Annotated in this window: 18 protein-coding genes; 16 read left to right on the top strand and 2 right to left on the bottom strand. The window is 67.2% G+C overall.

Features of this window, described 5'->3' with window-relative positions:
* Positions 1-35: 35 nt before the first annotated feature.
* Positions 36-779 carry an SDR family NAD(P)-dependent oxidoreductase gene (locus DPM12_RS07585; RefSeq protein WP_211658601.1) on the bottom strand — a complete coding sequence of 248 codons (744 nt, stop codon included), beginning with the start codon at positions 777-779 and terminating at the stop codon, positions 36-38.
* A gap of 157 nt (positions 780-936) precedes the next feature.
* On the bottom strand, positions 937-2,001 hold the full coding sequence (locus DPM12_RS07580) for a peptidoglycan DD-metalloendopeptidase family protein (protein WP_112257676.1): 1,065 nt from the start codon (positions 1,999-2,001) through the stop codon (positions 937-939).
* 239 nt (positions 2,002-2,240) lie between these two features.
* Here DPM12_RS07580 and DPM12_RS07575 point away from each other — a divergent pair, with 239 nt between their 5' ends.
* From DPM12_RS07575 to DPM12_RS07500, 16 genes are all read left to right on the top strand, one after another.
* Positions 2,241-3,824, top strand: coding sequence for an ABC transporter substrate-binding protein (locus DPM12_RS07575; RefSeq protein ID WP_112257675.1), 1,584 nt, complete (start codon positions 2,241-2,243; stop codon positions 3,822-3,824).
* 100 nt (positions 3,825-3,924) lie between these two features.
* Positions 3,925-4,881, top strand: a complete 957-nt coding sequence (locus DPM12_RS07570; RefSeq protein ID WP_112257674.1) for an ABC transporter permease — start codon at positions 3,925-3,927, stop codon at positions 4,879-4,881.
* Between the two features lie 228 nt (positions 4,882-5,109).
* Positions 5,110-5,997: an ABC transporter permease gene (locus DPM12_RS07565; protein WP_425467580.1), complete on the top strand. Its 888-nt coding sequence runs from the start codon at positions 5,110-5,112 to the stop codon at positions 5,995-5,997.
* Positions 5,994-7,004 carry an ABC transporter ATP-binding protein gene (locus DPM12_RS07560; protein WP_112257673.1) on the top strand — a complete coding sequence of 337 codons (1,011 nt, stop codon included), beginning with the start codon at positions 5,994-5,996 and terminating at the stop codon, positions 7,002-7,004. Before DPM12_RS07565 ends, DPM12_RS07560 begins: the two co-directional genes overlap by 4 nt.
* 4 nt (positions 7,005-7,008) lie before the next feature.
* Positions 7,009-8,070, top strand: coding sequence for an ABC transporter ATP-binding protein (locus tag DPM12_RS07555; RefSeq protein WP_112257672.1), 1,062 nt, complete (start codon positions 7,009-7,011; stop codon positions 8,068-8,070).
* 292 nt (positions 8,071-8,362) lie between these two features.
* On the top strand, positions 8,363-9,292 hold the full coding sequence (rpsB, locus tag DPM12_RS07550) for a 30S ribosomal protein S2 (RefSeq protein ID WP_112257671.1): 930 nt from the start codon (positions 8,363-8,365) through the stop codon (positions 9,290-9,292).
* 132 nt (positions 9,293-9,424) lie between these two features.
* Positions 9,425-10,243: a translation elongation factor Ts gene (tsf, locus tag DPM12_RS07545; protein ID WP_112257670.1), complete on the top strand. Its 819-nt coding sequence runs from the start codon at positions 9,425-9,427 to the stop codon at positions 10,241-10,243.
* Between the two features lie 178 nt (positions 10,244-10,421).
* Positions 10,422-11,228 carry a UMP kinase gene (pyrH, locus tag DPM12_RS07540; protein WP_112257742.1) on the top strand — a complete coding sequence of 269 codons (807 nt, stop codon included), beginning with the start codon at positions 10,422-10,424 and terminating at the stop codon, positions 11,226-11,228.
* A 145-nt stretch (positions 11,229-11,373) separates the two neighbouring features.
* The gene (frr, locus tag DPM12_RS07535; RefSeq protein ID WP_112257669.1) at positions 11,374-11,931 is read left to right on the top strand and encodes a ribosome recycling factor; all 558 of its coding nucleotides are present in this window, start codon (positions 11,374-11,376) and stop codon (positions 11,929-11,931) included.
* A 23-nt stretch (positions 11,932-11,954) separates the two neighbouring features.
* Entirely contained in the window at positions 11,955-12,833 is an 879-nt protein-coding gene (locus tag DPM12_RS07530) for a phosphatidate cytidylyltransferase (RefSeq protein WP_112257741.1), read from the top strand.
* 135 nt (positions 12,834-12,968) lie between these two features.
* Positions 12,969-14,090: a dual-specificity RNA methyltransferase RlmN gene (rlmN, locus tag DPM12_RS07525; RefSeq protein WP_112257668.1), complete on the top strand. Its 1,122-nt coding sequence runs from the start codon at positions 12,969-12,971 to the stop codon at positions 14,088-14,090.
* Positions 14,091-14,246: 156 nt separating this feature from the next.
* Positions 14,247-15,347: a DivIVA domain-containing protein gene (locus DPM12_RS07520; protein WP_158542811.1), complete on the top strand. Its 1,101-nt coding sequence runs from the start codon at positions 14,247-14,249 to the stop codon at positions 15,345-15,347.
* An 87-nt stretch (positions 15,348-15,434) separates the two neighbouring features.
* Entirely contained in the window at positions 15,435-16,271 is an 837-nt protein-coding gene (locus tag DPM12_RS07515) for a M55 family metallopeptidase (protein WP_112257666.1), read from the top strand.
* Positions 16,264-17,607 carry a M20/M25/M40 family metallo-hydrolase gene (locus DPM12_RS07510; protein ID WP_112257665.1) on the top strand — a complete coding sequence of 448 codons (1,344 nt, stop codon included), beginning with the start codon at positions 16,264-16,266 and terminating at the stop codon, positions 17,605-17,607. The genes DPM12_RS07515 and DPM12_RS07510 overlap by 8 nt, the downstream gene beginning before the upstream one ends.
* Before the next feature lie 14 nt (positions 17,608-17,621).
* Complete coding sequence (locus DPM12_RS07505) at positions 17,622-19,622, top strand: prolyl oligopeptidase family serine peptidase (RefSeq protein ID WP_112257664.1); 2,001 nt, start codon at positions 17,622-17,624, stop codon at positions 19,620-19,622.
* A gap of 262 nt (positions 19,623-19,884) precedes the next feature.
* Positions 19,885-20,838: a S66 peptidase family protein gene (locus tag DPM12_RS07500; protein ID WP_170313676.1), complete on the top strand. Its 954-nt coding sequence runs from the start codon at positions 19,885-19,887 to the stop codon at positions 20,836-20,838.
* Positions 20,839-20,887: the final 49 nt, after the last annotated feature.

The raw sequence follows: 20,887 nt of genomic DNA, 5'->3' as shown, positions 1-20,887 counted from the left end.
CTCCTCCTTCTCGATGTTCAGGCTGCTCGTGCCGCTCACGTGGCCAGGTAACCGCCGTCGACCGGCAGGACGACACCGGTGATGAACGCCGCATCCGGGCCAGCGAGGAACTCCACCGCGCCGGCCACATCGGAGGCCTCGCCCCACCGTCGCATGGGCGTGCGTTCGATGATCTTCCGGTCGGCTTCCGGCTCCTGGCGCAAGCCGTGTGTCAGGTCGGTGCGGATCCAGCCCGGCGCGATAGCATTGACGCGGATACCGTCGGCTGCCCAGGCGACGGCCAGGGACTTGGTCAACTGGACGACGCCGCCCTTGCTGGCGGCGTAGCCGGGCACCCGTGCGCCGCCGAAGAAGCTCAGCATTGATGCCATGTTGACGATGCATCCGCCGGATCCGGCGAGAATCTCCCGGGCCGCGACACACGCCCGCATGGTTCCGATCAGGTTGACGGTGAGTACGTCGTCGAAGACGTCGGGCTGGAACTCGTCGTCCCGCTGGATGACCCCCGCGGCGTTCACGAGGACATCGAGCCCGGGCATTCGTGTGATGAGTTCTTCGATCTGCGCAACACGGCGAAGATCGACCTCGACCACGGAGGCGCACTCGGTGAGTGTCTCGGCCGCACCGTCGGCTCCGAGGCCCGCAGCCGTGACCTCGGCACCCGAGCTGGCGAATCGGCGAGCGATCGCTGCCCCGATACCGCTGGTACCTCCGACCACGAGAACGCGCCGTTTCGGAGCTTCGGCCTGTCCGCGGTTTCCAGGGTGGTCGTCCGGCACGGCGTTCCCTTCTGGGTATGGACACGTCGAGCGTCCGTGGGCAGTGACCTCGGCGCGGCGTGCAGCAGATCGTTGGCGATCGGCACAACCACATTCTGACGTGCCGGGACGGTGGGGCGCTGTGGTCATTCACGTCAGGAATAGGACCTATCCGGCGCTACTGTCCTGATGGCAACCACGGCATGGGATTTTTCAGAGAACCATCGATATAGGTCATGAAGTGCAGGTGACAGCCCGTGGATCGGCCCGTGGTGCCGGCCCGGCCGATCACCTCTTGGCTGGCGACCCTCTGGCCCTCGTGCACGCCGACATGTGACAGATGGCTGTACGAGGTGGTGATCGATACTCCGGACAGCGAGCCGTGGTGGATGGTGACCTGTAACCCGTATGGGCCGTAATGGCCGGTGGCGCGCACCCGGCCAGGTGCGGCGGCCCGGATGGGTGTACCGCAGCGAGCGCGGAAATCAGTACCGTCGTGTAATCGGCGTTCTCCGGTCACGGGGTGGATGCGCATGCCGTAAGGCGAGGTCACGTAGGGATTGGTGACCGGCCAGTGCAGCCGCTCGGCGGTGCGATCGGTGTCATCCGGTGGATCCGGCGAGCCGTCCTCGAAATCGTCGGGTTTGTCGGGTTCGCCTGGTTCATCGGGTGGAGGTTCTTCGGTGAGGGCGCGATTGCCCAGCGGAAGCAGGCGCACGGCCAAGGTGTCGACGAGGGTGAGCGGATCGATGTAGGTGTTCGCCTCGATCGCACCCCAGTGCACGCACGACTCGGGGGCGCAGTGGTTGCCGTGCGCGGCCACGGTGCCGATCGGTTCCCCGGCCGATACCAGGGCGCCAGCCGAGACCGTGGCGTCGACCGGCTCGTATGTGGTGCGAAGCTCGTCGTGCTGGACGACGACCACACCGCGTCCGGCCAGGGGCCCGGCGTAGGTAACTTCTCCGGCGTTGGCAGCGCGCACCTCCGATCCGACGGGTGCGCGCAGCTCCACGCCCCGGTTACCCGCCAGCCAGGCCTGCTCTGGTGGCTCGAATCCGCGGACGACGTCGACCGGGCCAGCCGGGGGTCCCACCGGGTAGACCCAACCCTCATCCGGGGCTGCCGCAGCGGCCGTGGAGGCGAGCGGCAACGCGATCAGGAGAAGCGTGGCCACGTTTCGGACCGCGCTCACGGACCTGCGCAGGAGTCCGGCGACGGCATGAGAGATGCGAGCTCGGTTCATGCGCCCGAGCCTGGTCGTTCGGTGTGTCGAGGTCACTCCGGTCACGACAGAATGTGGATGAGTGGAGCCCTCGATTTCGGCCTGTGGATAACGTCACACCGAGGTGCACCGATAGCGTGGGTGCCACGTCAGTGAGCCAGGAAACGGGCTGACCTGGAACGGCACGAGTCAGCACGCGACGATCGGGCCATACCCAGCGGAATGGCCTGGCAGATGGGTGAGTGGGCATGACGAGAGTGATGACGGTGACGCCGCGGAATCGGCGATTCCCGACGATACTCAGGTTCCGAGCCTGGCGATGGGGTGCCGCGGTTCTTGCCGCGTCCCTCGCTCTCGCCGCATGCGACACGGGCGAGGGTGTCGACGTGGATGGTGACGAGGAGGGGACGGCAGGTGACGCACCTGAAGGCGGCACCTTGATCGCGGCGATCGGTGGTGAGCCCGACCAGTTCGACCCGCATGTCACCACCGCCCATGTGAGCTTTCAGGTCCTGGAGAACGTCTACGACACGCTGGTGGCACCAGATGCCGAAGGCGAATACCAGCCCAGCCTCGCACGCGACTGGAGCACCAGCGACGACGAGCTCACCTGGACATTCGAACTGCGGGACGACGTCACGTTCCACGACGGCAGTGACCTCACCGCTGACGACGTCGTCTATTCCTACAACCGGATCATCGAGGATGAGCTGGCCAACGCCTACAAGTTCTCCGAGGTCGACGATATCGAGGCGGTGGCCGAGCACACGGTAGAGATCACGCTGAACCAGCCGACGCCGGCCCTCCTGGACAATCTGGGCAGTCACAAGGGTCTGGCGATCATCCCGGAAGGTGCCGACGAGGACCTCGACCTCGTGACCGAGGCCGTCGGGACCGGGCCGTTCGAGCTCGGTTCACCCGAGGCCAGCGGGGTGACGATCACGGCGTACGAGAATCATTGGAATGGCTCACCCACACTCGACGCCGTGGAGTTCCGCTACATCTCTGAGGCCACGACGGCGTTGACGTCGCTGCGGGCCGGCGACATCCACTGGACCGACAACATCGCGCCGCAGGCGGTCGAGGATCTTCAGGGGGATGAGGAGGTCGAGCTCGGCATGTCTCCCAGCGTCGACTACTGGTACCTGGCCCTCAACCAGGAGCGAGAACCCTGGGATGAGGTCGAGGCACGGCAAGCCATCGCCTACGGCATCGATCGCGAGCAGATCGTCGAGGCCGCCCAGTTCGGCGCGGCGACGATCAACCAGACGGCCATTCCCGAACACAATCTCTGGCACCACGAATACGCGCCCTACGAGCACAACCCCGACGAAGCCGCGTCACTGCTCGAATCGGCGGGTGTCGACGAGGGGCAGCAGCTTGACGTGATGGTGGTGCAGGAGACCGAGGGTGTCCAGATCGCTCAGGCACTGGAGTCGCAGCTGGCGGACATCGGTATCGAGGTCACGATCGAGCAGGAACCGGAGAGTACCTGGCTCGACCGGCAGAGCGAGGGCGATTTCGACGCCTTCATGTGGAGCTGGGTCGGCAACCTCGATCCGTTCGGCTTCTACCATGCACAGCACGTCTGCGACGGTGGCCTCAACTTCCAGGGTTACTGCAATCCCGACGTCGATGAGCTCCTCAACGAGGCGGCGGGCGAGACCGACCAGGATGCTCGCAAGGAGTTGTACGACCAGGCCGCGGAGATGATCGTCGACGACGTCAGCTACCTGTACTTGTACAACCCCGACGTCGTCCAGGCGTGGGTTCCGGGCTTGGACGGCTACGAGGTCCGGCCGGACCGTGCAACCGAGTTCGAGAACGTGACGTTGCCCGAGTGAGCACGATGGCGTCGACGCCCGGGTGCCCGTCGGCAGCGTCGATGTCCCGAGACCGGCACCCGGCACGGCAGGTGGACACCGTCCGTAGGGAGAGCGATCGGTGACCGGTTATGTGCTGCGACGGTTGTGGCAGTCAGCCGTCGTGCTGATCGGTGTCAGCATCCTGGTCTTCGCGATCATGCATCTCGTGCCCGGCGATCCGGTGCGCCAGGCACTGGGTACGCGCGCCACGGAGGCGGCCTATCAGGCGATGCGCGAGCGAGCTGGCTTGGACGAGCCGCTGCTCACCCAGTACCTCGACTGGATCGGCTCGGCGTTCACCGGTGATCTCGGCGTGAGCTTTCGCACGGGCCGGCCGGTCATGGAGATGATCCTGGAGCGGGTGCCGGCTACGGTTTCCCTCGCCGCGGCAGCGATCGTCGTGGCGTTGCTCATCGCCATACCTCTGGGAACTATCGCCGCACTGAAACCCCGGTCACCGGTCGATTGGTTCGCGACGGCGAGCAGCCAGGCCGGTCTGAGTATTCCCGACTTCTGGATGGGGATCATGCTCATCCTGCTGTTCGCCGGGACGTTGGGGTGGTTTCCCTCCGGCGGCTACGTGGGGCTGACCAGCGATCCCGTGGGGTGGGCGCACCATCTCGTGATGCCCGCGGTCACCGCTGGCGTGGCCAGCGGTTCGATCCTGACCAGATTCGTCCGTTCGTCGGTTTTGGAGGCCCTGGGCCAGGACCATGTCCGTACCGCGCGGGCGAAGGGCATGCGCCGGCGGGACGTTCTCGGCTGGCACGTGTTGCGCAACGCGTTGATTCCGCTGGTCACCGTCGGCGGGGTGCAGCTCGCGTATCTGTTGTCGGGCGTGGTGATCGTCGAGATCGTCTTCGCCTGGCCAGGGCTGGGTCAGATGGCCTTGCAGGCTGTCGAGTCCCGGGACTATCCGTTGCTGCAAGGGTCTGTCTTGCTATTCGCGGTGATCTTCTTGCTTGTCAATCTCCTGGTCGATTTGTTGTACGCGAGGCTTGATCCCCGAATCTCGTATGTCGGAGCGGCGAAGTGACGAGCGAGCGGAGCTGGCGCGTGAGGGACGAGCGGGGCGGCGGAGTGAGTGAGGAGCTGAGCGTGACTGGTGGGGTTGGTGCGGCGAAGTGACGAGCGAGCGGAGCTGGCGCGTGAGGGACGAGCGGGGCGGCGGAGTGAGTGAGGAGCTGAGCGTGACTGGTGGGGTTGGTGCGGCGAAGTGACGAGCGAGCGGAGCTGGCGCGTGAGGGACGAGGCGCTCGATGCTTTGCCGGTCGAGGGGAAGCATCGGTCGCGCTGGGTGGAGACGTTGTTGCTTCTCGGCCGGAATCCGATGGCGCTCGTGTCTGGCGCGGTCTTGTTCGCTCTCGTGGTGGTGGCGGTGTTTGGTGCCGCTGTCGCTCCGTATGGATACAACGAGCAGTTCGCGGGGGGCCAGTTGGAGGCGCCGTCGGGCCAGCACTGGTTCGGCACGGACGAGTTCGGCCGCGATGTCTTCTCCCGGGTGCTTTTCGGCGCGGAGGTGTCGTTGCGCGTCGGGCTGGTGGCGGTGGGGATCTCCCTTGTCGCCGGGGTGCTCATGGGCCTGCTGGCCGGCTATTTCGGCCGGTGGCTGGATGACGTGCTGATGCGTTTCTCCGACATGCTGTTCGCGTTTCCGGCGATGCTGATGGCGATCGCCATCCTTGCCATCTTGGGGCCTGGTGAGAACAACGCGATGATCGCGATCGGTATCGTATACACGCCGATTTTCGCGCGGGTGACGCGTGCGAGCGTGTTGAGCGTGCGTGAGGAGATCTACATACGGGCGTCGAGGGCGAGCGGAGCGGGCAACACGCGGGTGCTCGCGCGGCACGTGTTACCCAATGTCTCGGCTCCGATCATCGTTCAGACGACGGTGAGCTTGGCCTTTGCGATCTTGTCGGAGGCCGCGTTGAGTTTCGTCGGGCTGGGAACGCAACCCCCGGATCCGTCGTGGGGCCGCATGCTGTCCGAAGGTCGCGGCTTCATCGAGCAGGCGTGGTGGATGGCCCTGTTCCCGGGCCTGGCGATTTTCGTCACGGTCTTGGCGTTCAACGTCTTGGGTGACGCGCTCCGCGATGTGCTGGATCCGCGGCAAAGGTCGGCGCTCTCGGGTAAAGGTGGTGGCGCGTGAGGGATGAGCAGGGCGGCCCGGTCCTGTCGGTGCGCGACTTGCGGGTCGCGTTTCGCACGCCACGAGGGCTGGCGAGGGTGGTGAACGGGCTGTCCTACGACGTCGAGCCGGGCCGCACGCTGGCGATCGTCGGGGAGTCCGGTTCGGGAAAGAGCGTCGGGGCGCTCGCGCTGCTGGGCCTGTTGCCAGGCGACGTGGCTCGAATCAGCGGTAGCGCGGTATTCGATGGATACGAGCTGATCGGCCGCGACGAGGAGGAGATGCGTGCGGTACGGGGTGCCGGCGTCGGCATGGTGTTCCAGGACCCGGCGACGTCGTTGAATCCGGTGCTGACGGTGGGGCGGCAGCTCGTGGAGGCGCTGCGGGCGCATGCGTCGATGCCGAAGGATGTGGCCCGGGCGCGGGCGGAGGAGCTGCTGGCGGAGGTCGGAATTCCGGATCCGCGGTCGCGTCTCGAAGCGTATCCGCACCAGCTTTCCGGGGGGATGCGCCAGCGGGTGATGATCGCGATCGCGCTGGCCGGGCAGCCGCGCGTGCTGATCGCCGACGAGGCGACGACGGCTCTCGACGTCACGGTGCAGGCGCAGATTCTCGACCTGCTGATGCGATTGCAGAAAGAGCACTCGACGGGCGTCATCTGGATCACCCACGATCTGGGTGTGGTGGCGGGGATCGCCGATCACGTACTCGTCATGTACGCGGGGCGTTGTGTTGAAGAAGGCAGCGTGGACGCGCTGTTCGAGCGTCCGGTTCACCCGTACACGCGGGGGCTCCTCGGTGCCACGCCCGTGGTCGACGATCCGCGCCCGGCACGGGAGCGGGATCTGCTGGTCACCATGCCGGGTCTGCCACCCGATCCGGTCGAGCTGCCGGAGGGATGCGCGTTCTATCCGCGTTGTCCGGTGCGCGCCGATGTGCGGTGCCGGACCGAGGAGCCACCGCTGGCTTCCGTGGCCGGGGACCCGGGTCACCGTGCCGCCACGTTTTACACGCCCGAGGGGGTGTGACGCCATGGCTGGCGAGCCGCCCCTGGTGCGTGCGTCGGGATTGCACGTGCATTTCCCGATGCGCTCGCAGATGCCCTTCCGCCGCTCCGTCACGGAGGTCGTGCGCGCGGTCGACGGCGTTGACCTGCACGTGCGTAGGGGAGAGACGCTGGGCCTGGTAGGGGAGTCGGGATGTGGGAAGTCGACGCTCGGTCAGGCGCTCGTGCGCCTCATCGACCCCAGCGCCGGCACGGTCGAGTTCGACGGTGTGGACACCGCCACGTTGTCCGCGTCGGCTCTGCGGTCGTTGCGCCGGCGCATGGCGGTGATCTTTCAGGATCCGTTCGCCTCGCTGGATCCCCGGCGCACCGTCGGCGACACTATCGGTGAACCGCTGGCCATCCACGGGCTGCACCGGGGCCGGAGGCGGCGCCGGGCCCGGATCGGTGAGTTGATGGAGGTTGTCGGGCTGGACCCTGATCACCGTGGCCGGTACCCGCACGAGTTCTCCGGTGGCCAGCGCCAGCGGGTGGGGATCGCCCGCGCGCTCGCGGGTGAACCGGAGTTCGTGGTCTGCGACGAGCCGATCGCCTCGCTCGACGTCTCGGTGCAGGCGCAGGTCATGAACCTGCTCGTGCGATTGCAGCGTGATTTCGGCCTGACGTATCTGTTCGTGTCGCACGATCTCGCAGCCGTACGGCAGGTGGCGGATCGGGTTGCGGTGATGTACCTGGGCCGGATCGTGGAGATCGGAGCGGCACCGTCAGTCGTCGACGATCCGCAACATCCGTACACCGAGGCGCTCGTGTCGGCGGTGCCGGCGCCGTCACCTCGCAAGGAACGCGCCCGTGACCGGATCGTGCTCGGTGGCGACATTCCCAGCCCGGCCGCTCCTCCGTCGGGATGCCGGTTCCGGACCCGGTGTCCGAAGGTCTTCGATCCCTGTCCGCACTACGATCCGGTGCTCCAGCCCGTCGGCGGCGACGACGCTCTCGGTGGCGACGACGCTGTCGGTGGCGACACGGGCGACGCGGATGCAGCGCAGGGGCACCAGGCTGCGTGCCATCTGCATGGCGTGCGAGGTTGAGCCGACCACTCCAGGCCGACCACTCCAGGCCGGCGATGCCTGGCCCGCGTGCTGACTCGCCAGCACGCGCGCCGGTGTGGAGAGACGCGCCATTGTGCCGTACACTGGCGGTGATCTGGCATGACTAGATCGACTACGCGTGTTCTCGACACGGCATTCCCCTGTGGTCCCCGGTGGTTTCCATCGGGGCGGCGGTTATGCCGAGGACACCAGGAGCGGCAGCAAGACCGCTGACCGCTGAAACCACGACGAAACGCCCCGTGGGTGGGCGTAGAAGGAGGCGGGCGCGGCCATGGCCGTCGTCACAATGAAGCAGCTCCTCGAAAGCGGAGTGCACTTCGGGCACCAGACTCGGCGCTGGAACCCGAAGATGAAGCGGTACATTTTCACGGAACGTAACGGCATTTACATCATCGATCTTCAGCAGTCGCTGAGCTACATCGATGGCGCCTACGAGTTCGTCAAGGAAACGGTCGCGCACGGCGGCACGGTGCTGTTCGTCGGGACCAAGAAGCAGGCCCAAGAGGCAGTGCGGGAACAAGCTACCCGGGTCAACATGCCGTACGTCACCGAGCGGTGGCTCGGTGGGATGCTGACGAACTTCCAGACGGTCAACAAGCGGCTGCAGCGGCTCAAGGAGCTTGAAGAGATCGACTTCGACGACGTCGCGGCATCCGGGCTGACCAAGAAGGAACTTCTCATGCGCAGGCGTGAGAAGGACAAGCTGGAGCGCACCCTGGGCGGCGTGCGCAACATGACCAAGGTTCCCAGCGCGATCTGGATCGTCGACACCAAGAAGGAACACCTGGCCGTCGACGAAGCCCGGAAGCTGGGCATCCCGGTCGTGGGAATCCTTGATACCAACTGCGATCCCGACGAGGTGCAGTTCCCCATTCCCGGCAACGACGACGCGATCCGCGCGGTCACATTGCTGACTCGGGTGGTTGCCGATGCCGTTGCGGACGGGTTGATCGCCCGGCACGGGCAGCGCGGCGGCGACGAGGGCACCGCGGAGGTCGCGGCTGACGAGCCCTTGGCCGAATGGGAGAAGGAACTACTGGTCGGATCCGATGCCGAGGCGGAGGGCACGGGCCAGGCCAGCGATGAGACGCCGGCCGGTACCGATTCCACCTCCGATTCGGCCTCCGAGTCCGGCGCTGCGCAGCCGGAGGCTGCGCAATCGGAGTCCGATCTCGCGCAGACTGCGACATCGCAGGCCTGAGCCAGGTAGGACGGCGGGACGGCACGCACGGGTAGCGTCTCGCAACCTGACGGACAACGGCAGTGGTGCTCCCGGGAGGCCGGGGAGCGCCGCTGCCGTCGTATGTGGACAACGAGGAGAGAGAAGCACACGATGCCGAACTTCACTGCCGCGGATGTGAAGAAGCTCCGCGACACGACCGGCGCCGGGATGATGGACGCCAAGAAGGCGCTCGAGGAGAGCGACGGCGACTTCGACGGTGCCGTCGAAGCGCTGCGGATCAAGGGCGCGGCGAAGGCCGCCAAGCGCGCCGCCGAGCGTACGACGGCGAACGGGTTGGTCGCCGCCGAGGGCGGCGCGATGATCGAGCTAGCCTGCGAGACGGATTTCGTGGCGAAGAACGCCGATTTCCAGAAGCTGGCATCCGACATTGCCTCGGCCGCAGCCGTGACGATGCCGGCCGACGCGGCGGCGTTGAACGCGGCGACCTTGCCGGATGGACGCACGGTGGCCGACGCGGTCGAGAACGCGAACGCGGTCATCGGCGAAAAGGTCGAGGTGCGCCAGGTGGCCAGCTTCGACGGCAATGTCGTGACCTACCTTCACCGGCGTTCGGCCGACCTTCCCGCCCAGGTCGGCGTGATTGTCGAGTACGAGGGCGACGACGAGGCGGTGGCGCGCGATATTGCCATGCAGGTCGCTGCCATGCGCCCGCAGTACGTCACCCGCGACGACGTGCCGGCCGAGGTTGTGGAGAACGAGCGCCGGATCGCCGAGGCGACGGCGCGCGAGGAAGGCAAGCCCGAGCAGGCGCTGCCGAAGATCATTGAAGGCCGGGTTAACGGTTTCTACAAGGACAGTGTTCTCGTGGACCAGCCGTCGGTGAAAGACTCGAAGAAGACGGTCAGTGCGATTCTCGAGGAGGCGGGCGTGACCGTGACGCGTTTTGCCCGGTTCGAGGTGGGTGCCTGAGCGAATATGACCGAATTCGTGATCATCAACGATCGTGGGCGTGGTGACGCGTCAGATCGTTGATGATCACGAGGGGAGCAGCCGAGCATGCGAGGAGGCCGGCACCATGGCGGAGACAACAGCGGGAGGGGTGCCAGCCGTGGCGTTGAGCGATGGCGTGCCGAAACAGGACGGCGAGATGTCGCGGCACAGTGGCGATCCGGATGCGGCGGACACGTCTCCGGCGCCCGACGTCTCCCCGCAACAGGCGGCCGAACGGCGACGGGTGCTGCTCAAGCTCTCCGGTGAGGTCTTCGGCGGTGGCAAGGTGGGCGTGGATCCGCAAGTGGTCAAGTCCATTGCTGAGCAGATCGCCGGAGCGGTCAGCGAGGGCGTGCAGGTCGCCATCGTCGTTGGCGGCGGGAACTTCTTCCGCGGCGCGGAGTTGCAGAACAACGGCATGGACCGGGCTCGCGGCGATTACATGGGCATGCTCGGGACGGTGATGAACTGCCTGGCGCTGCAGGACTTCCTGGAGCAACGGGGGGTCGACACCCGCGTACAGACGGCCATCACGATGGGCCAGGTGGCCGAGCCGTACATTCCCCGGCGTGCCGCGCGCCACCTGGAGAAAGGCCGTGTCGTGATCTTCGGGGCCGGGGCGGGAATGCCCTACTTCACCACGGACACGGTGGCGGCCCAGCGCGCACTGGAGATCGGATGTGACCGGCTCCTGATGGCCAAGAGCGGGGTCGACGGCGTATACGAGGCCGACCCTCGCGAGGACACCTCGGCCCGCAAGTACGTGAGCATCACCTATCGCGACGTGATCCGGCGCCGGCTGGAGGTCGCCGATCCGGCGGCGTTCAGTCTCTGCGCGGACAACAAGCTTCCCATCGTGGTCTTCGGGCTGGACGAGGACCACGGCATCGCCCGTGCGATCCGTGGCGATCCGATCGGTACCATCGTCGCCGCTGGGGTGGATACGGTCGTGACTGAGGAATGAGGTCCCGATACTGTCATCGACAACTTGAAGCCCGATGCGGGACACTGCGTTTTCTCGGCGGCTTGAACGGGCAGATCGCCGAGAGCTGCTGATTGGCGTCACCCGCATGTCAGAGTCAGGGCGCACACGAGGCAAAGGAGCAGCGGTGATCGAGGAAACACTCTTCGAGGCCGAAGAGAAGATGGACAAGGCGGTATCGGTCGGCAAGGAAGACTTCGCGGCGATCCGGACGGGACGGGCTCATCCGTCCATGTTCAACAAGATCATGGTCGACTATTACGGCTCACAGACACCTATCAACCAGCTGGCCTCGTTTCACGTCGCCGACGCCCGGATGATCACGGTTCAGCCGTATGACAAGTCCTCGATGGGTGTGATCGAACGGGCCATCCGGGACTCCGACTTGGGAGTCAACCCGTCGAACGACGGGCAGGTCATCCGGGTCGTGTTGCCAGAGCTGACCGAGGAGCGCCGGCGGCAGTACATCAAGCTGGCCCGGGAGAAGGCCGAGAACATCCGGGTTTCGATCCGGAGTGTCCGCAGGCATGCCAAGGACGCGCTGGAGAAGCTGGTCCAGGACAGCGAGGTGGGTGAAGACGAGGCCGCCCGTGCGGAGAAGCAGCTGGAGACGATGACGAAGAATCACGTCGACCAAGTCGACGAGCTGCTCAAGCACAAAGAGTCCGAGCTTCTCGAGGTCTGAGAGAGCCGGTGTCGGGCTCGGTGATGGCAGACCAGCCGGCGGACTCTGATGACAACTCGGAGCCGTCGCGGCGACCGCCGGGCCGAGCGAAACGGCGTCCCGGGCGGGATTTGCGCGCGGCGACGGCAGTGGGCTTCCTGCTGGCGGGCCTTGCCGTGGGAACGTTGTTCCTGTACGCGCCGGCCTTCGTCGGGCTCGTCGTCGTCGTGATGGTGGTCGCGGTATGGGAGCTGGCGCACGCGTTCGCCTCCCGTGAGGTGCACGTACCCGTCGTGCCGGCCGTACTCGGTACGGTGCTGATGCTCGTGGGTGGCTTTGTCGCCGGGGATTCGGCGCTGGTCGTGGGGTTGGCGCTGACAGTCCTGGCGATCGTGGTGTGGCGGCTGGGCAGCCCGATGGCCGGATACCTTCGCGACGTCGCGTCCGGCATCTTCACGGTTGTCTACGTGCCGTTCCTGGCCGGTTTCGCGGTCTTGATGGTTCGCGCTGACGACGGGCACTGGCAGGTCTTCGCGCTGCTGGCCGTGGTCGTGGCCTCGGACGTGGGCGGATACTTCACCGGCGTGCTGATCGGCAGGCATCCGATGGCGCCGAGTGCGAGCCCGAAGAAGACGTGGGAGGGATTCGCCGGCTCGCTGCTGCTGGGAGTTCCCGCAGGTATGGCGATCGCCGTACTCGCGTTCGAGGCACCGTGGTGGAGTGGCGTGCTGCTGGGCGCCGTCGGCGTCCTCGGGGCGACGCTGGGGGATCTGGGCGAGTCGATGATCAAGCGTGATCTGAACATCAAGGACATGAGTTCGCTGCTTCCGGGCCACGGCGGGATCATGGACCGGCTGGATTCGCTGCTGCCCACCGCCCCGCTGGTGTGGCTCGTGCTCGCTTTCGTGGTCACGGCGAACTGATGAGGTGATCATTAGTGTCCATATGTTGGGACACGCCAGGTGACATAACGAGAGCCAAACGAGGCAACGCAGAGTTGTCGCTCCGGCAGCGTGGGAGAATCGATACCGTCAACACCCGAGCCGGAAGGATGCACCATGCCCAGACCAGGAGAGCTTCAGCTCACGCCGGCGCGCCGGGGTAAGCCTCCGCGACACCTGGCAGATCTGGACGTGGATGCCCGGCGCGAGGCGGTGTCCGAGCTCGGTGAGCGGCCGTTCCGGGCCGATCAGCTCTCGCGCCACTATTTCGCCCGGTTCCTCGCGGATCCCGAGGCGATGACGGACATTCCCGCGTCCGCCCGTTCCGGGCTGGTCGGTGAGCTCCTGCCGCCGCTGGTCTCGCCGGTGCGGCACCAGGACACCGATGGCGGTTACACGCGCAAGACGCTGTGGCAGCTGTTCGACGGCTCGTTCGTGGAGAGCGTGATGATGCGCTACACGGCCAGCCGGGACCGGATCACCGTCTGCGTGTCCAGCCAGGCCGGATGCGGAATGAACTGCCCCTTCTGCGCCACCGGCCAGCAGGGCCTGACGCGCAACATGTCCGCAGCGGAGATCGTCGAACAGGTGGTGGCCTCCGCACGGATGGCTGGCGCTGGCGAGCTCGCCGGCGGGCCGGGACGGATCACCAACGTGGTGTTCATGGGGATGGGCGAGCCGCTGGCCAACTACAACGCCGTGCTCTCCGCCGTGCGCAGGTTCATCGATCCCGTTCCCGCCGGTCTCGGGATCAGCCAGCGTAGCGTCACCGTCTCCACGGTCGGCCTGGCTCCGGCGATCGATCGGCTGGCTGAGGAGGATCTCTCGGTGACTCTCGCGCTTTCGCTGCACGCACCCGACGACGGCTTGCGCGACGAGCTGGTCCCCGTGAACACGCGATGGAAGGTCGGCGAAGCGCTGGACGCGGCGCGGCGGTACTTCGACCGCACCGGCCGCCGCGTGTCCATCGAGTACGCGCTGATCAGAGACATCAACGATCACGAGTGGCGGGCGGATCTCCTGGGCGAGCTGCTCACCGAGCGCGGGCGCGGCTGGGTGCACGTCAACCCGATCCCGCTGAACCCCACACCAGGTTCGCGCTGGACGGCGTCGGACCCCGAGGTGGAGCGCGCGTTCGTCGCCGCCCTGGAGCGGCACGGTATTTCGGTCACCGTGCGTGACACTCGCGGGCGTGATATAGACGGGGCGTGTGGCCAGTTGGCTACGTCACCGACCTGAGTTGTCCCTCGCGCGTCGTGGAGCGTTTAGACTACGTTCTGCTTGGAGTGGCCGATCTCGGGGGATTCGACGGCTCGGATGGTGCGCGGTGTCTGCCGCGGGCTGTGGACGTGTCCGAGGTCGGTCGTTCTCGTTCCTGAGGAGTGTGACGACACCGTGGCTGTGAGTCGCGAACCCGAGTTTCGTACGGTACGGATGCGCGAGGGCTACGACCTCGACGCCGTGGATGACTTTGTCGATCAGGTCATCGAAGCGCTCGACGGCCGCCCGGGGGGAAGGGGGATCACGCCCGAGCGGATCGAAGCCGAGGAGTTCAAGGTCGTGCGGATGCGCGAAGGCTACTCGATGGATGACGTTGACGACTGGCTCGACGCCGCAGCGGCCGAGCTTCGTCAGCGTCGCGATGCCGAGCGCAAGTCGCAGCCCTCGCAGCAGCATCAGTATGCCGCTCCCGCGCAACACACCCAGAACATGCCGCGTGGCCCCGAGCACGGTTGGCCCGGCAGCGATCCGATGGGCTATCCAGCAGGCGGGATGCCGCCCGCTGCTCCGCCGGCCGGCGGACCACCCGCTGGTGGCCCGCCGGCGGGCGGGCCACCACCAGGCGGACCACCGGCTGCCCCTGCTCCGCCGGCCGCGCCATCGGGATACCCCCCTGGATCCCCGCAGCCTACGTATCCGGGATACAACGAGCCACAACGTATGGACGAGCCGTTGACCGATTCGGCGGTCAACGAGCTCGACCCCGCCCTGCGGGCTCTCGAGACGGGATACTCGGCGCCGGCGCAGCGGACACACCAGCAGCCGGCGGTGAACGCGTACGAGCCCGCAGATGACCCGTCGCTGTCCGATGTCCGCACGCCGTCCACCGGCCTGCATCACGTCGAGATCTGGACGCGCGATATCGAGGCTGCGACCCGCTCGTTCGGATGGCTGTTCGAGCGATTGGGCTGGACGCTGTTCCAGGTATGGGACACCGGCCGGTCGTGGCAGTCGCCGGGCGGCGGCCCATACGTGGTGATCGAGCAGTCGCCGGACATGTCGTGGGCGCCGTATGATCGCAAGGCACCGGGGCTCAACCATCTCGCGCTGGCCGTTCCGGAGCGGTGGATGGTGGACCGGATTGTCTCCGAGGCGCCGACCTACGGATGGCGGCTGATGTTCAGCGACCGTCACCCGTATGCCGGGGGTCCGCACCATTACGCCGCCTACTTCGAGAACGAGGAAGGCTTCGAGGTCGAGGTGGCAACTCCCTGAATATTCTCGGCATGAACTCGACATTCGGGAAGATTTCCGGGTAGCCCCCATGAGGGCATGACTTCGTTTCGCGTATCGTAGCGCCACATGAAGATTTTGATATCGGCCGACATGGAGGGCGCCACGGGCGCGACGTGGCCGGCCGATGTCGAACCGGGCACCGAGCCGTGGCAGCGATGCCGCGGCATGTTCACCTCTGACGTGAACGCCGCCATCGCCGGCCTGTTCGACGGCGGCGCCAGCGAGGTGCTCGTCAACGAGGCCCACGCGACCATGCGCAACCTTCTCCTCGAAGAGCTCGACCGGCGCGCGGAGATGATCACCGGCCGGCACAAGGACTTGACGATGGTCGAAGGCATCCAGGCTGGCGACGTCGACGGCGTGGTGTTCCTCGGCTACCACGCGGGCGCCGGCATGGAAGGTGTGCTGGCGCACACCTACCTCCCGAACTCCATCACCGGCGTCTGGGTCGATGGCGAACCGGCCAGCGAGGGGCGGCTCAATGCCCACGTGGCCGCCGAATACGGCACGCCCGTCATCCTGGTCACCGGCGACGACCGGGCATGCGCCGACGCCTCGACCTACGCGCCTGACGCCCAGACGGTCGCGGTGAAAGACTACGTGTCGCGCTACGCTGCGCGGTGCCGGACTCCCGCCCAGAGCTTCTCCGACATCCGTGCGGGCGCCACCGCCGCGGCGTCGCTGGCCACTCGTCATCCTCCCGTCACCCGCGAGGAACCGTTCACCGTGGACATCGAGGTCGACGCCACCCAGCTGGCGGGATTCGCGGCGATGGTGCCGACCGTGGAATGGATACGGCCACGGCGGGTGCGCTTTCTCGCTCCCACCGCCTACGACATGATCCGCTGCTTCAAAGCCGTCACGACGCTCATCTCCAACGCCATGGAGGAGAGATATGGCTGAGTCCGATGTCGCAACGAGACCTGGGGGCACCATGACCGATCCGGACGTCGTCACCCTCGCGTCCGAGCTCATCCGCATCGATACCACCAACCGGGGCGGAGGCGACTGCCGGGAGCGCCCGGCCGCCGAGTACGTCGCACGTCGCCTCGACGAGGTGGGAATCGAGTCGAAGCTGCTCGAATCGGCACCTGGCCGCGCCAACCTGGTGGCGCGGATTCCCGCGGCCGAGCGCGAGCGCCCGGCACTGCTCGTGCACGGCCACCTCGACGTCGTCCCGGCGGACGCTGCCGACTGGACCGTGCATCCGTTCTCGGGTGAGGTGCGCGACGGCATGGTGTGGGGCCGCGGCGCGGTGGACATGAAGAACATGGTCGCGATGATGATCAGCGTCGCCCGGGCCTGGGCGCGCGAGGGACGCGGCCCCCGTCGTGACATCGTGTTCGCCTTCACCGCCGACGAGGAAGACACCGCGGCCTACGGTGCGTCGTGGCTGGTCCGCGAGCACCCAGAGCTGTTCGAGGACTGCACGGAAGGAATCAGCGAGTCTGGCGGCTACACGTACCATGCCGACGGCCGCCGGATCTACCCGATCGGCGCCGGCGAACGCGGCACCGCCTGGATGAAACTCACCTCCCACGGCACGGCCGGACATGGCTCCAAGAGGAACGACGACAACGCCGTCGCGGCGCTGGCCGCCGCCATCACGCGCATCGACGAGTACCGGTGGCCGATGCGGCTCAGCCCGACGGTGCACGCCGCGCTGGTGCGGCTCGGCCAGGCGATGGGCGTGAAGATCGACCCGGATGCGCCGGACTTCGACGTCGACGCCGCGCTCCACCAGCTCGGCCGGGCCGGCAGGCTCGTGGAGAGCACGGTGCGCAACAGCGCGAACCCGACGATGCTCTCGGCTGGCTACAAAGTCAACGTCATACCGGGGGAGGCCACGGCACACGTCGACGGCCGGATGGTTCCCGGCGCCGAAGCGGAGTTCGAGGCGACCATGGACGAGCTCACCGGTCCGCGTGTCGAGTGGGACTACTACCACCGCGAGATCCCGCTGACGGCGCCAGTGGACTCGCCGACGTTCGCGGCGATGGCCGAGGCCATCCACGCCGAAGATCCGGATGGGCACGTCGTGCCGTACTGCATGGGTGGCGGCACCGACGCCAAGCAATTCTCCCGGCTGGGCATCGCCGGCTACGGCTTCACGCCGATGACACTGGCGCCCGACATCGAACTCGCACCGCTCGTGCACGGCGTGGACGAGCGGGTTCCCGCGCAAGCGCTGGAGTCCGGGGCACGGGTCCTGGACCGGTTCCTCAGCAGCGTGGGCTGACCGGAGGGCCCGTGATGACACGAACGGCACCACATGGCACCTGGCAGTCGTCGATCGACGCCCGGTCCGTGGCGGAGGTGGACGGCCGGCCGGGCTGGGTGAGCCAGTACGGCGGCGAGCTGTGGTGGACCGAGCCCCGGCCCACCGAAGGCGGCAGGCTGGCACTGCTGCGCGGCACCGGCGACGTCGTGCTTCCGCCGCCGTGGAACGTGCGCAGCCGGGTACACGAGTACGGAGGGCGCGCCTACGTCATCGCGCCGGCGCCAGGCGGAGCCGGTCCCGCCGTGGTGTTCTCGGAGTTCTCCGACCAGCGCCTGTACCGATACGAGCCCGAGGCGGGTGAGCGACCGGAACCGCTGACGCCCGAACCGGACCGGCCGGCGGGGCTGCGCTACGTCGAACCGGTGACAGCGCCGGACGGTCACGAGATCTGGTGCATCCGAGAGGAGCTCACCGGGCCCGAACCCACGGACGTGCGGCGGTGCGTCGTCGCCGTGCCACTGGACGGCTCCGGGGCCACCAAGCCGGAGGCCGTGCGCGAGCTCGTGGCGGACACGCACTTCCTGAGCTGCCCGCGTCCCTCGCCGGACGGTAGCTGGCTGTCGTGGATCGGCTGGAACCATCCGGCGATGCCGTGGGATTCGACCCTGCTGCGGGTGGCGCGGGTGCGTGCTGACGGCAGCGTCGGCGAGCCCGTCACCGTCGCCGGTGGTGCCGGACAGGCCATCGTGCAGGCGGAATGGGAATCCGACGGAGCCCTGCTGTATGCCGCCGACCCGGTGGGGTGGTGGAACCTGCACCGCGTCGAGCTCGACGCCGACGGGCACCCGGCGGGCGCACCGGTGAATCTGTGTCCACGGGAGGAAGAGTTCGGCGGGCCGCTGTGGCAGCTGGGTATGCAGTGGTTCACGCCGCTGGGCGGCGGGCGGGTTGCCGTCATCCACGGCCGCGCCGCGACCCGGTTGAGCATCCTGGACACGGCAGGCTCGCGAGGTGAGCTCGCGGCTGTCGAGCCGGAAAGCGGGGTGGGATTCACCGAGTGGGCACCGACCCTGGCGCCGTCGATCGCCGGCGTGGCGGGCAGCGACGAAGAACCGTACCGGGTGGTGGCGGTGGATCCGGACACGCTGGTGGCCACCGACGTCACCCGGCCGCGGACACCGCCGGGCGTCGCGGACGGGCACCTGCCGCGGGCGCAAGCACGGACCTTCTCTGGTCCGGGTGGCCGGGACATCCACGCCATCGTCTCCCCGCCGCGCAACGACGAATTCACCGGTCCCTCCGGGGAGCTCGCGCCGTACGTCGTCTTCGCGCACGGCGGGCCGACGAGCCGGGTACCGATGGTCGCCGACCTCGAAGTGGCCTACTTCACCAGCCGGGGCATCGGCGTCGTCGAAGTCAACTACGGCGGCTCAACCGGGCACGGCCGGGAGTACCGGGAACGGCTGCGCGAGAACTGGGGAGTCGTCGACGTCGAGGACTGCGTGGCGGTGGCACGGGCGCTGGCCGACGAGGGCACGGCCGACCCGCAGAGGCTGGCCATCCGGGGCGGCAGCGCCGGTGGCTGGACGGCGGCAGCCGCGCTGACGTTCACCGACGTGTTCGCGTGCGGGGTCATCCAGTACCCCATCCTCGACCTCGTGGGCTGGCGTACCGGAGAGACTCACGATTTCGAGTCGCAGTACCTGGAGAGCCTGGTAGGGCCGTGGCCGGCGGTGGAGCAACGCTACCGGGAGCGGTCACCGATGACGTTCCCGGAGCGCGTATCGGCGCCGTTCTTGCTCATGCAGGGACTGGAGGACGAGATCTGCCCGCCGGTGCAGGCGGAACGGTTCGTGGCGGCGGTCGCGGGGCGCGGTGTGCCGCACGCGTACCTCACGTTCGACGGTGAGCAGCACGGATTCCGGAAGGCAGAGACGATCGTCGCAGCGCTGGAGGCCGAACTGTCCCTGTATGCGCGAGTCTTCGGTTTCGAGCCCGCTGACGATCTCCCGCCTCTATCCCTCCACACCTGACCTGCCCCAAACGAATCTGACCTGCGCCGAATGATCATGTTTGGTACGTTTTCTCGGGCCATAACACGACTGCAGACGTCTTATGGCCCGAGAAAACGTACCAAACATGATCATTCGGAAATGAGGGGAGCTGGGAGGGTGGCACGAACCGGTGGTGTCGCGTGCTGTCGTGTGTCCGGGGATGATACGGTGTCGTGCCTGCCGCTGACGAGCCGTGGCGGCCCACGGTGAACCTGACGACAGATCCCGGAGAGAAGTGCCGATGTACTTGCAACCGCTGACCCGGCCACGAAGGTTGACCGCGGGTGACCGGGTGGTCGTTGTCGCACCCAGCGGACCGATGCCCAAAGATCGGCTCGACGCCGGATGCGAGATCTTGCGTGATTGGGGTCTCGACGTCGTGGTGGCTTCACACGTCACGGACCAGCACGAGAAATTCGACTATCTCGCCGGCGCCGACGAGCATCGCGCCGCGGACCTGCAAGAGGCCTGGTGTGACCCATCTGTCGCCGCCGTGCTCTGCGCCCGGGGCGGCTACGGTGCCCAGCGCATGATGGACCTGCTCGATTGGTCGGCGATGGCTGCAGCCGAACCGAAGGTGTTTGCCGGTTTCAGTGACATCACGGCGCTGCACGAGGCCTTCGCCAACTGCCTGGGCGTCGCCACCCTGCACGGGCCGATGGTGGCGAGCACCGCGTTCATCGACGACGTCGCCGGCACCGCCGAGCATTTCCGCCAGACGCTGTTCGAGCCCGAGTCGGTCATGACGCTCACGTCGCCGACGGCCCAGACCATCGCACGGGGGGATCCGTCGATGGTCAGCGAGGACGGCACGGTGTCCGGCGTGACCATCGGCGGGTGTATCAGCATGCTTGCCGCGGAGCTGGCCACACCCACCGGGCGGCCCAACATCAGCGGCGGGATTCTGCTTCTGGAGGACGTCGACGAGGACACCTACCGCTTGGACCGCTATATCACCCACATGCTGCGGACCGGCTGGCTGGACGGCGTCGCCGCCGTCGTGCTCGGCTCGTGGCACAACTGTGGGGCGCTGGATGAGGTGGTCCTCGATCGCTTCGGTGATCTTGGCGTGCCGGTCGTCAGCGAGCTCGGATTCGGCCACGGCGAGGGGACGTTGACCGTGCCGCTGGGCATCCCCGCCACACTGGACACCAAGACGTCGACGTTGACGCTCGACACCCCGGCGCTGGCGTAGTCCCGCCCGCGACAGGTGGCCATGCGGACCACGGGGCGCCGCGACGCGG

The organism is Phytoactinopolyspora halophila (assembly GCF_003287285.1).
Taxonomy (GTDB): Bacteria; Actinomycetota; Actinomycetes; order Jiangellales; family Jiangellaceae; genus Phytoactinopolyspora_A; species Phytoactinopolyspora_A halophila.
This window is presented reverse-complemented; position numbering and strand designations above follow the sequence as displayed.